This window comes from Arcobacter siniprincipis (SeqCode) (assembly GCF_048571125.1).
Lineage (GTDB): Bacteria > Campylobacterota > Campylobacteria > Campylobacterales > Arcobacteraceae > Arcobacter > Arcobacter siniprincipis.
Window position 1 is genome coordinate 566,917 of the sequence record NZ_CP182343.1, and the last position, 12,115, is coordinate 579,031.

Sequence of the window (12,115 nt, forward strand, 5' to 3'; positions counted from 1 at the left end):
ATCAAAATTAATTTAAATCTTGATTAAACTATTCTTATTCATGGTAATTACTATTTTTTTATTTCTTCTGTTTCAATAAAAAACTTTACGGGAAGTTTATACGAAAAATAAATTAGTAATATTCCTAAAAAGAATAAAACTAAATCAGTGAAGAAAATCTCATTTAATCCTAATGAAAAAGATTTAAATAGATTAAATCCACTTGTAAAGTTATGGGAAAGTGTTGCAATTATAAGTAACAAACCACTAAAAAATAGGCTATGCTTAGTTACTTTATATAAAGATGAGATTATTTTTATATAAATAAATATAAGAATAAACACGCTATAAAATAAAACTTCTTGTACATTGTAAAGAGTATTTAACAAATTAAAATACATATATTGTTTTGGAATTAACCAAGTTGTTGCAAATAATAAACTAGCACTTATTAATGATCCTAAAACAACTGTGTAACTCAATGGTTGTAATACCTTGTATGTAAATTTGTCTTTTTTTGCTCTTTGCATCCACAACAATAATCCTACAGTAACACCAAATAAAATTGTAAAACAAATAATTGCAAAGATAATTCTTGGAATATCACTAAAAGTTCTTATAAAATGCAAATAAAATACCGAATCTAAAGTTTTTTCAGTAAATGTTCCATCACTGGCACTTTTTTTAAAGATAACTTCTGCGTTGGTGCCGTTTAAGACAACATAGCTTTCATTGTATACAGAACTTATAAAAAATGATTTAGGCTCATATCCTATAAATTTAATCCTTGCATTTATATCATCAAGGTTATATATCTGTATGGCATAAAAAGAGATATGTGAAAATGAGTCCTTTGCTTTTTTATATAAAGTATTAATATCTAATGTTTTAACTTTTTGCGATGGTTCATACAGTTTTAAATCTTTATCTATTAAAATATTTTTATCTACAGTTAAAAGATTTGATGTTTTTGACTCAGTCAAATAATTAGTCATAAGAGGAGTACTATAAATTCCTAGATTAAAAAGTGCACCAGTTAATCCAAACATAAAAACTAAGGGTAGGGTATATAATAATAAAAGTCTGTGGTATTTAGCAAAAAAACCTTTTAGATTTTTAGTCTTTTTGTTTTTATAATTATTTTTTATGATTAAAAATACACCACTAAGGCATAAAAAGACAACAGCAACTGCTGCAAAACCAAAAATCATTTGAGCAACTAAAGATTTGAAAATACGACCATAATGTATTAGTTCAAAAAACTTTGAAATAGTAAAATTTTTTGGTTTGATTTTTTTACAGGTATTTGGATTTAGGTAAAAGTTTGGTCTATTATTTACTTGAATTAAGTTATTTGATCTAAATTCTTTTGCTGGTAATATTAGTTTTATAAAGTCATTTCTCATAACTTTACCATCTTCACCAACATATTTTCTTTTTGTTATCTCTTTTATGCATTTTTCGAAATTTATATTTTGAACTTCTATATTAGAAATGTGTTTTTGACTATCCTCCCAAAAACTAACATAGGGTCTAAATATAGTTAAAATACCAAAAAATATAGAAATAAAGAAAAATAGTAAAACATTTATACCTATTAGTTTATGTATGTTAAATAATCTTTTATTCATTTTAATCCAATCCGTAAATAATGAAAAAGAGCAATATAAAAGGAATAAAAACTTTTAATAATGCTTCAATTTTAGTTTTTGATAAAACAACCCATAATCCAATAGAAGACCAAAGTATTGGTAATAATATAATTGCAAGTACAATGTTTTCAAATATTGAGAAGTTTAATAATTGTGCAAATTTTATTAATAACAAGTAAGCAACAGCAAGGGAACCAAGTATAGAACAAAGTAGTCTTATTGCCCCTAATGAAGCATTAGTATCTTTTTTAAATAAGTTTTTAATTATAGTCATAATAGTCTCTTTTCAATAGAAGAATTAAATTCTTCCATTAAAATTTATATTTCGTAGTGAACATAAATGATCTACCAGCTGTTTGGGCACTTTGTACTGAATTATTATTTACTTTAACTTCTTTATCAAATACATTGTAGATATTTAAAGAGATATCCCAGTTATTATATTTTGTTGCAATTAGGGCATCAACAACTGTATAATCATCCACATCATAAAGTTTTTGAGGTCTGCTTGGCAAGTTAAATTGATCAGCACTTAAGGCTTTTGATTTTCCTGTATATTTAACTCCTGCACCTATTTTAAAATCACCTATTGGAGTTTTAGGGAAAGTATAATCTGTCCATAATCTTATAGAAAAGTCAGGGATATCAGCTAAATCTCTTCCCTCATAAGCATGATTTGCCATATTTACTTCTTTTCCTGTCATTTTTGAAAATGAGAAAACTGTATTTAGATTTTCTGTAGGACTTGCAAGAATATTAAACTCTAAACCTTTTACTTCAGCATCTCCTTGTTGTATTTTTGATCCTGTATGCTCAGGGTCATTTTGAACTATGTCTTTTTCTTTTAAACTGAATATTGAAAGTGTAAATAAAGCATCTAAATTATTTGGTTTATATTTAATACCAGCTTCAACTTGCTCACCAATAGATGGATCAAATGTTTTTCCATCAAATCCTGATCCAATATTACTCTGAAAAGAAGTAGAATAAGAAACATAAGGGGTAATACCATTGTCAAATAGATAACTCAATCCCAATCTTCCTGAAAGATTGTCATCTCTTTGTGAACTTTGTGTATCTGTAAGATGATCTGTTTTTTTCTGTCTTAATTTATCATATCTTAGAGAAGATGAGATAATAAAATTATTATATGTTTTTATTTGACTTTGCGCATATAAACCTGTTTGGAAAGACTCTTGCTTAAAATTGTTGAAATATGTATTTGCAGCATTTGGATTACTTGTGGCTTGTTTTTTTGTTAAATCATAAGTATATTGTGTAGCATTAGTTGTTTTTCTATCATAGTCTGAGTATTGAAAGTCTAATCCAATCAATGAGGTAAATTCTGCATTTTCTGTTTTTGCCGTATATTGTAAATTATTGTCTGTAGTAAAAGACTTTAGTTTAGAATCAATTTCAAAATATTCTAAAGGAAATTTAGTTAAATCAGGTGTCATTGTTGCTAAAAGTGGCTTTAATCCGTCTGCTGAAGGTTGAGAGTAATAATATTTCCCATCCATCTTCATAAATCTAATATTTGAACGAAATTTCAAATCATCATTGATATTATTTTTATATACAGTTGAAATAGATTGATGACTCTTTTCAAATATTTCCTTATCTTTTAATCCAATAAGTAAATCACTAGGTAGATTTAAAGCATTTACAGGGTTTGCTGCATTTTTTAAGTTATTAATATACAAAGAATCTGTAGCTGTAAAGAAACCAATACCTAAACTATTTAAATATGATTTAATAGTTGCTGCTTTATCTGCAATACTATTTTGATAATTTAGTATACTTTTAGAACCACTAAAACTCATTCCCAAACCTTTGATTTGGTCTTTTGCCACTGAAGCAATAATATCTATTGAACTATTATCATCAATATAATATGTCAATGAAGGATTAAAAAAGTATGATTTATTTGTTGAATCTTGTAACTCATTATCACCTTCTTTATATTTTCCTGTCAATCTAAATAGAGTTTTTTCATTGATAGCATCACTTATATCTGCAAAAACAGTTTTATTATTATTTGAAGCATATGAGATACCTATTTCTTTTAAAGGTTCTATTGTAGGAGTTTTACTTTGCATATTTATAAGACCACCTGGAGCACTTGCTCCATAAAGTACAGATGCTGGACCTTTTAATACTTCAACTCTTTCTAATGCATAAGGGTCAATTTTAGGAATTAAATGACCAGCATGAAGTAGTTTCATTCCATCTAAGAATGTTGATTTATATAAATAGCCAATACCTCTTAGTTTCCCATAGTTTGTTCTTTGATCACCATTTTCACCATATGGTTGTATAACTGATGATACATAAGAAGTGACATTTTGAATGCTTTGTGCACCAATAGTATTCATCATATCATTTGTAATGACAGATACTGATTGTGGTATTTCTGTAATATCAATATCCATTTTAGAACCTGTTGAACTTTTAGTTGCAACGATACCTTTTAATTGTCCATAAGCACTCTCTTGATATCCAATAACATCTTGTGTAATATCTGAAGATGTATCTTCTGCCTGTAAAAAAGAGCTAGTACAAACACTAATTAAACTTGCACATAATATATTACTTAACTTCATCTTTCACCTTTTAATGATCTATTTTATGATTTTGAGAATAATAATCAAAATTTAGTTAATGTAAACTAAATTTTTTACTTAACATGACAAGCAGGGTTATAATTAGAATTAACATTTTATTAGTTTAATTTGGTATTGGATATAATTTCGAAAATTAGAAAATTAAAAGTAGAGACCAATGATTGATATTAAACTATTACAAAAAGATTTTGATGAAGTTGCAACAGCTTTAAATAGAAAAGGTGTTAGCCAAGATATTTTAGATAATTTAAAAGCCCTTTCAGTTGATGCAAAAGCTAAAAGACAAGAGATGGAAAATGTAACTGCCGAACAAAATTCTTTATCAAAAGAGTTTGGTAGATATAAAAAAGAGGGTCTAGATATTGCACCTTTACAAGAAAATATTAATAAACTTAAAAATCAAAAACAAGAGTTAGAAGAGCAAGTTAGAGTTTTAGAAGAAGAACTTTCATTTATAATTCTAGGTGTTCCAAATATGCCAGATAGTGATGTTCCAAATGGTGCAGATGAGAATGAAAATGTAGTATTAGAAATTATTGGAGAAAAACCAAGTTTTTCTTTTGAGCCAAAAGAGCATTGGGATTTAGGTGAGAGTAATGGAACACTTGATTTCACAAGAGGTGTAAAACTTGCAAAATCAAGATTTACAGCTATGAGAGGTCAAGCCGCTAAATTAGAGCGAGCACTTATTAATTATATGCTTAAGTTTAACGCAGAACGAGGTTTTGAAGAGTGGTATGTTCCATTTATGGCAAATACAAATGCACTTCAAGGAACGGGACAATTACCAAAATTTGGTGATGATTTATTTAAAATAGAGGGTGAAGATTTATATTTGATTCCAACTGCTGAGGTTGCTTTAACAAATCTATATAATGATGAAATCATACCAGTAGAAGAGTTACCTTATCTTATGACTTCTTATACTCCATGTTTTAGAAAAGAAGCTGGAAGTGCAGGAAGAGATACAAGAGGTCTTATAAGACAACATCAGTTTGATAAAGTAGAAATGGTAGCTATTACAACACAAGAACAAAGTGAAGAAGTATTTGAAAAAATGGTTTCTTGTGCAAGTGATTTATTGACTTCACTTGGACTTGCTCATCAAAAAGTTATGCTTTGTACTGGGGATTTAGGATTTAGTGCTACAAGAACTATTGATTTAGAAGTTTGGTTACCCGGACAAGGAAAATATAGAGAAATCTCTTCTATATCTAATACTAGAGATTTTCAAGCAAGACGAGCGAAAATAAGATATAAAGATGACAAAAAGAATATTTTAGCTCACACATTAAATGGTTCTTCTTTAGCAGTTGGGCGAACACTTGTGGCTATTATGGAAAACTATCAACAAGAAGATGGAACTATTACTATTCCAGAAGTTTTAAAAAAATATATGTAAAAAGTAGAAATTTATTTTCTACTTTTTAAAAAGAAACAGGAGTAATTACAGATAAATAAGAGGCTTTTTTTGAACTTCTATTTTCTATTTTATGTGGAATTTCAGGATTGAATCTTATACAATCACCCTGAGATAAAGCAAACTCTTTTTCATTTAAAGTGACAACAATCTCACCTTCTAATACATAATCACACTCTTCACCACCTTTAGTGTGGGGAATCAAGTGTTCCGTTATTCTATTTGGTTCCATATTTACTTGTAAGAATTCAATGTCACCTTGTAAATCAGGAACAAGCAATTCACAAGTATATTGGGGATCGGGAAAAGATATTTTTTTCCTTTGGTTTTTTCTTACAACATAAGAAGTTTCATTGTCCAAATCTTTTGGTCTTGTGGCTAAATCACTATCTTCACTGTTTGTAAATAAATGAGCAATAGTTACACCAAGAACCTTTGCAATCTTTCTTAAAGTCTCAACTGAACCTTGAGTTGAGCCACTTTCTAAAAGTGAAAGCATCCCATATGAGATACCAGCATCTTTTGCTAGTTCTTTTGCATTCATCTTTTTTTCTTTTCTAAGAAATTTTATTTTTTTACCAACATTGAATTCTTCAGTCAAAATCTGCCCTTTAAGTAATAATTTCAATTCTAACATAAATTTTCTTAACCAAATAAAATAAAATATTTAACTAAATTAAACTATTTAATAAAAATTTGTATAATATTTATACAAAAAGTTAATAAAAATCTTAAAATATATGTTATTATTTAATTATATTAAAATATATTATATTAAAATGATTTATTTTAATATAATTAACATATCATGGATTTAAAATGTTTAATAGTATTAAAAAGAATGTTGTGATTATAGGTGCAGGTTATAGTGGTATTTCCTTGGTTGAGAAAATCAGTAACAATAAAAATCTTGAAGTAACTTTAATAAATAAAAATTTATATCATTTACATCAAACTGATATTCATAAATACATAAGTGGACAATGTGAATTGGAAGATATATCTTTTAATTTAGAGACATATTGTATGAATAAAAAGATTAACTTTATTGAAGCTTTTGTAGAAGATATTGAATTTAAAACTAAAAGAGTAATTTTAAATAATAACAAAAATCTAAAATATGATTATTTAGTTATTGCAACTGGAAGTAAATCATTTTTTCCAAACCAAATAAAAAATATTCAAGAATATAAAGCTGATATAAAAGAGATAGATATACTAAAAGAACAAAGAGCAAAATTTTTAGATTTATTGAACTCAAAAAAGAAAGAGAAAAATATTGCAATTGTAGGCGGTGGACTATCTGGTGTTGAGATTGCTTTAGAATTTGCAAGTGTAATAAGAAAAAGAGCTTTGACAAAAGAAGATTGTCAAATTTCTTTAATCGAACAATTTCCAGATGTGTTACCAAATATGGACTCTTTTTTAGTGAATCAGGCAAGAAAAGCTTGTGATAAATTAAATATCAAAAGGTATCATGGAGCTTTTGTCAATGAGGTAAAAGAGAATGTAATTTATTTGAGTGATTCAAATGGGATTCCATTTGATATGGTACTTTTTTTGATAGGAGTTTCAAGTGAAAAATTATCAAATGATGAAAGTGTACAAACCAATATTAAAAATCAATTTTTGGTTGATGAATATTTACGACTACTAAATTATGAAGAGGTTTTTGTTATGGGAGATGTAGCAGAAACAAAAGATAAAAATGGAAACTATGTTTTACCAACAGCACAAATAGCAAAATTACATGCAAATATAGTTGCACAGAATTTATTAAATTCTATAGAAGGAAACTTATTAATTAAAAATAAATCACAGACAAAAGGAGTTATGGTAGATTTGGCAAATAAAAATACAGTAGGAATAGTTTTAGGTATAAAAGTAAAGGGCTTCATAGCTTACTTTTTAAAAAGATATATAAGTAAAACACACACAAAAATATTTAATTATTAAAAGGATAAAAAGATGAAAATCGGATTAGTAAAAGAGATTAAAGTACATGAGTATAGAGTTGGTTTAACACCTGATGATGTTGCAGCATATGTAAATAATGGGCATACTGTTTTTGTTGAAATTGATGCGGGTATTGGGGCTGGATTTGAAAATGAAGAGTATGTAAAAGCTGGGGGAACAATTGTTGAAGATAAACAAAAGCTTTTTGATGATTCTGAAATGATTGTAAAAGTAAAAGAACCATTACCTGAGGAGTATAATTTTTTCCATGAAGGTCAGATTTTATATACATATTTACATATAGCAGCTGATAAACCACAAGCTGAAATGTTACTGTCTAAAAAAGTAAAAGCAGTAGCATATGAAACAATTACATCTGCTGAGGGTGGATTACCTTGTCTAACTCCTATGAGTGAGATTGCAGGAAGATTAGCAGCTCAAGAGGGTGCAAAATATTTAGAAAAACCATTTGGTGGAAGAGGTGTTTTATTAGGTGGAGTTCCAGGTGTTCAAAAGGGTAATGTTGTAATTATTGGTGGTGGAATTGTTGGACTTAATGCTTGTAAGATGTGTGTTGGACTTGGTGCAAATGTAACTGTTATGGATATTTCAGCTTCAAGATTGGCATATTACGATGATTTATTTGGTTCAAAAGTAAATACTTTATTTTCAAATAGATCAAATATCTTAAAATCAATTAAAGAAGCAGATTTAGTAATAGGTGCTGTTTTAATTCCAGGTGCTGCTGCTCCTAAACTTATCTCTAGAGATGATTTAAAACTTATGAAAAAAAATGCAGTTGTAGTTGATGTTGCAATTGATCAAGGTGGTTGTTTTGAAACATCAAAAGCTACATATCATGATAATCCAACTTATGTGGTAAATGATGTATTACATTATTGTGTTGCAAATATGCCAGGAGCTGTCTCTTTAACTTCTACTTTGGCATTAACAGCAACTACATTAAGATATGGTTTAGCAATTGCTAATAAAGGGTTAGAAAAAGCATTGGCTGATGATAAACACTTATTAAATGGACTTAATACCTATGATCGAAAATTGACAAATGAAGCAGTTGCAAAAAGTTTAAATATTGCATATGAACCTGTAAATTTCTAACAATCTCTTTTTTAAAGCCAATAATTTATATTATTGGCTTTAATTTAATATTACTTTTGTATAATTTTCCCTTTTTAAAAGGGACTTTTATGTTTGATTATATAAATATATCAATTTTAGCAATTTTTATACCAACTTTCTTTTTTGTTTCAATTACTCCAGGAATGTGCATGACTTTGTCTTTGAGTATGGGGATGAGCATTGGTTTGAAAAAAACAATGTATATGATGATAGGAGAACTTTTGGGAGTAGGGTTAGTTGCTACTTCTTCAGTTATTGGTGTTGCTGCTATTATGCTAAATCATCCAACTATTTTTTTAGTTTTAAAATATTGTGGAGGAGCTTATTTAATATATTTAGGTGTAACTATGTGGTTATCAAGAGGAAAAATGGCTTTAAATTTAGAAGAGTGTAGTTTCAATGTTTCTAAAAAAAATCTTGCAATTCAAGGTTTTGTAACTGCAATTGCAAATCCAAAAGGGTGGGCTTTTTTTATTGCTTTATTGCCACCATTTATTGATGAAAACTTAGCTTATGTACCTCAATTAGCTGTTTTGATATTTCTTATACTTTTATTAGAATTCTCATGTTTAATTATATATGCATCGGGTGGTACTACTTTAAGAAAACTACTACAAAACTCATCAAATGTAAAACTATTAAATAAGATAGCTGGTTCTATGATGATAGGAATAGGAATTTGGTTAGCTTTAACCTAAATTCCTATAAAACTATTTTTTCCCTTTAAATTCACTCTCATTTACATTCTCTACAACTTTATTTGCAATTTCATTTGTGTTATTTGAAATCTTATTTGTCTCTTCAGCTACTTGGGCATTTTGTTGAGTAAATTTATCCAAATTATTTATTGTTTCGCTAATACTAATCATTGCTTCAGTTTGCTCTTTTGCTCCACTTGCAACATCATTAATGATTATATTCGTTTCATTTATTTTTTCTTCTAATTTTTCAAATCCAGCAATCATACTAGTACTAATCTCTTTACCCTCTAAGGTTTGTTGACTAGCTGATTCAACTAAATCTTTTATTTCCTTAGCTGCTTCTGCACTTCTTGAAGCTAGATTTCTCACTTCTTGTGCAACAACGGCAAATCCTTTTCCTGCTTCTCCTGCTGTTGCTGCTTCAACAGCAGCATTAAGTGATAGAATATTTGTTTGGAAAGCAATTTGATCAATTAATGCAATTGATTCATTGATAGTTTGAACTTTTTCATTTATTTGATCCATGGCTAAAACAGTTTTATTAGCAAGGTCTTTACCTAAATTTGATGATTTTTGTGTTTCTGAAGAGATTGTAAACATATTTTGTGCTTTTTGACTGGTTTGATCAACATTTGCAGTAACTTCTGTAACTGAAGCTGCTACTTCTTCTAATGAAGCTGCTTGATTGGTAGCATTTTTACTTAATACACTAACATTATTTGATAACTCATTTGCTGTGTCTCTTAATTTTATTCCATCTTCTTGATTATCTAATAACATGTCTGTAATAATATTGTTCATTATTGCAATTTCATGACCTATTTTGCCATTATCTTTTTTATTGAGATTTTTTGTAAAATCTTTTTTTGCATATTGTTCTAATACAGAACTTAGTTCATTTATATCTTTCCCTACAAACTCTTCTAAATTGTGCAACATATTATTTATAAGGTCTTTTAATTCATTTAATGATGGAGTATTACTTGTAGCTTGAATTCTATTAGATAAAGCCCCTTTACTTATATCATTTACTACTTCTTTTACATTTACAATTAGATTTTTGTCTTCTGTTAAGTTAGCTTTTGTTGCTTCGATATTTTCATTAATAACTTTTGCCATATTACCAATTTCATCATTACTGTTAATATCGATTTTTGAGACATCATCTTTTGTTTGATTTAAATATGCAAAGAAATCTAATAGTCCATTTTGAAATTTTATAAGAGGTTTAGAAACCATTTTATTCATTAAAATAAAAATAACACCTTGTAAAAGTACAGTTAAAATAATTGTTGCTATTATAAACATTATTTGAACTTGTTCTGATATTTCAAGAAATTCACTTTCATTGGAACCAACTACAATGGTCCAATTCCATTTATCATAAGTAGTAAATGCAGCAATTTTTTTAGTTGATTTATTATTTTCAAGATAATTGTAGTGTATTACACCCTTTTTCTTTTTTAGTATTTCTTGAATAAAACTTTTATTATCGGTATCCTTTAAACCAAATACATTTTTACCTTCTAAATTTTTATGAAGAATCAACTTACCTTTATCATCAAGAATATAAATATAGCCAGTATCTCCAATAACTACTTTTTTTAACTCTTTTTTTAATGTTTCTAATCCTTTTGTAAAATCATAGCCAACATATAATGCTCCTATAATTTTATCATTTTTAACAATTGGTGAATAAATAGACATATATGTTTTCCCTGCAATTTCTTCCAATCCTACATATTTCTCTTTATTTTCAATTTTTTTATAAATTTTTCCATTTGGATCAATTTTATTGACTAAAATTCTTTCCCCTTTTTCATCTAATATTGATGAAGAAATATTTGTATATTCATTTTTATCTTTAACATATACTGCTGAAATTTCACCTGTAAGTTCTTTAAAACGATCAACTCTCTCATATGTTTTATTTAATCTTGCAAATCCATCATAAAGTATTAATGTCTCAACTCCATTTATTTTAACTGTATCTGTATTTCTTATTCTTAAATTTAAAAAAGATTTTTTAAATACATCAAAAAGAACTAATGCATTTTCTTCTAATGTGTCATTATATATTTTTGCAGTTTGCAGATAATCACCTGCTTGAGATTGTAAGTTTATTTCTAAATCTTCTATAATCTTTGTTTTAATACTATTTATCATGATAACAGTAAATATAATCATTACTGTTATAAGAGTGATTCCAATTAAAATTGAAAATTTCTTATTTATTGAATTACTAATCATTATAGTCCTTAATTTGTATATTAAATTTTATAGTTAAAAAAGTTCATATAAGAATATTTAGTTATAGTTAAACTAATATTAAAATATTTTTTACTTATTATAAATAGTCATCACCTTGATTCTAATATTGAAACATAAATTATTTTTTAATAAATAAAACACCACCCGCTGTAAGCATTAATCCACCAGCTATGATATTGACTTTTCTTTTTTCTTTTTTTTCAGGAGTGCTTTTATCTTTTGAAGTTAATATTTTATAAGCTAAAAAAAGAAGAAATATTCCACATGCAATAAAAACTATAACAACTACTCCCAAAATTGGAGTAGTTATTAATAAAAATATTCCACTTAGAAGTGCAATTATCTTTAATAAGTTCATTTTTGTCCTTATTT

General features: G+C 27.3%; 10 protein-coding genes. 4 read left to right on the forward strand and 6 right to left on the reverse strand.

What is annotated here, in order from left to right; all coding sequences use genetic code 11:
* Positions 1 to 50: 50 nt before the first annotated feature.
* Genes ACNI3D_RS02940 through ACNI3D_RS02950 form a run of 3 tightly spaced genes read right to left on the reverse strand, consistent with a single transcriptional unit; the run spans position 51 to position 4,234 of the window.
* On the reverse strand, positions 51 to 1,610 hold the full coding sequence (locus ACNI3D_RS02940; RefSeq protein ID WP_419768183.1) for a PepSY domain-containing protein: 1,560 nt from the start codon (positions 1,608 to 1,610) through the stop codon (positions 51 to 53).
* A 1-nt stretch (position 1,611) separates the two neighbouring features.
* Positions 1,612 to 1,905 (reverse strand): hypothetical protein, encoded by a 294-nt coding sequence (locus tag ACNI3D_RS02945; RefSeq protein WP_129100535.1) that lies wholly within the window; start codon positions 1,903 to 1,905, stop codon positions 1,612 to 1,614.
* 37 nt (positions 1,906 to 1,942) lie between these two features.
* On the reverse strand, positions 1,943 to 4,234 hold the full coding sequence (locus ACNI3D_RS02950) for a TonB-dependent siderophore receptor (protein ID WP_419768184.1): 2,292 nt from the start codon (positions 4,232 to 4,234) through the stop codon (positions 1,943 to 1,945).
* 178 nt (positions 4,235 to 4,412) lie between these two features.
* Here ACNI3D_RS02950 and serS point away from each other — a divergent pair, with 178 nt between their 5' ends.
* Positions 4,413 to 5,657: a serine--tRNA ligase gene (serS, locus tag ACNI3D_RS02955; RefSeq protein WP_419768185.1), complete on the forward strand. Its 1,245-nt coding sequence runs from the start codon at positions 4,413 to 4,415 to the stop codon at positions 5,655 to 5,657.
* A gap of 25 nt (positions 5,658 to 5,682) precedes the next feature.
* On the opposite strand, the gene ACNI3D_RS02960 is transcribed toward serS, so the two are convergent.
* Entirely contained in the window at positions 5,683 to 6,312 is a 630-nt protein-coding gene (locus ACNI3D_RS02960) for a helix-turn-helix domain-containing protein (protein WP_419768186.1), read from the reverse strand.
* A 182-nt stretch (positions 6,313 to 6,494) separates the two neighbouring features.
* On the opposite strand from ACNI3D_RS02960, the gene ACNI3D_RS02965 reads away from it, so the two are divergent.
* From ACNI3D_RS02965 to ACNI3D_RS02975, 3 genes are all read left to right on the forward strand, one after another.
* Positions 6,495 to 7,631: an NAD(P)/FAD-dependent oxidoreductase gene (locus ACNI3D_RS02965; protein ID WP_419768187.1), complete on the forward strand. Its 1,137-nt coding sequence runs from the start codon at positions 6,495 to 6,497 to the stop codon at positions 7,629 to 7,631.
* Positions 7,632 to 7,643: 12 nt separating this feature from the next.
* Positions 7,644 to 8,750 carry an alanine dehydrogenase gene (ald, locus tag ACNI3D_RS02970; protein WP_419768188.1) on the forward strand — a complete coding sequence of 369 codons (1,107 nt, stop codon included), beginning with the start codon at positions 7,644 to 7,646 and terminating at the stop codon, positions 8,748 to 8,750.
* An 89-nt stretch (positions 8,751 to 8,839) separates the two neighbouring features.
* A complete protein-coding gene (locus ACNI3D_RS02975; protein ID WP_129100541.1) occupies positions 8,840 to 9,469 on the forward strand; it encodes a LysE family translocator in 630 nt (209 codons plus the stop codon).
* A gap of 12 nt (positions 9,470 to 9,481) precedes the next feature.
* Here ACNI3D_RS02975 and ACNI3D_RS02980 read toward each other — a convergent pair whose 3' ends face one another.
* Together ACNI3D_RS02980 and ACNI3D_RS02985 are read right to left on the reverse strand one after the other, a co-directional pair.
* Positions 9,482 to 11,722, reverse strand: a complete 2,241-nt coding sequence (locus ACNI3D_RS02980) for a methyl-accepting chemotaxis protein (RefSeq protein WP_419768189.1) — start codon at positions 11,720 to 11,722, stop codon at positions 9,482 to 9,484.
* A 139-nt stretch (positions 11,723 to 11,861) separates the two neighbouring features.
* A complete protein-coding gene (locus ACNI3D_RS02985; protein ID WP_419768190.1) occupies positions 11,862 to 12,101 on the reverse strand; it encodes a hypothetical protein in 240 nt (79 codons plus the stop codon).
* Positions 12,102 to 12,115: the final 14 nt, after the last annotated feature.

Coding starts and splice junctions, on each gene's coding strand:
- ACNI3D_RS02940 (WP_419768183.1), bottom strand. CDS start 1,610: ATGAATAAAAGATTATTTAACATACATAAACTAATAGGTATAAATGTT.
- ACNI3D_RS02945 (WP_129100535.1), bottom strand. CDS start 1,905: ATGACTATAATTAAAAACTTATTTAAAAAAGATACTAATGCTTCATTA.
- ACNI3D_RS02950 (WP_419768184.1), bottom strand. CDS start 4,234: ATGAAGTTAAGTAATATATTATGTGCAAGTTTAATTAGTGTTTGTACT.
- serS (WP_419768185.1), top strand. CDS start 4,413: ATGATTGATATTAAACTATTACAAAAAGATTTTGATGAAGTTGCAACA.
- ACNI3D_RS02960 (WP_419768186.1), bottom strand. CDS start 6,312: ATGTTAGAATTGAAATTATTACTTAAAGGGCAGATTTTGACTGAAGAA.
- ACNI3D_RS02965 (WP_419768187.1), top strand. CDS start 6,495: ATGTTTAATAGTATTAAAAAGAATGTTGTGATTATAGGTGCAGGTTAT.
- ald (WP_419768188.1), top strand. CDS start 7,644: ATGAAAATCGGATTAGTAAAAGAGATTAAAGTACATGAGTATAGAGTT.
- ACNI3D_RS02975 (WP_129100541.1), top strand. CDS start 8,840: ATGTTTGATTATATAAATATATCAATTTTAGCAATTTTTATACCAACT.
- ACNI3D_RS02980 (WP_419768189.1), bottom strand. CDS start 11,722: ATGATTAGTAATTCAATAAATAAGAAATTTTCAATTTTAATTGGAATC.
- ACNI3D_RS02985 (WP_419768190.1), bottom strand. CDS start 12,101: ATGAACTTATTAAAGATAATTGCACTTCTAAGTGGAATATTTTTATTA.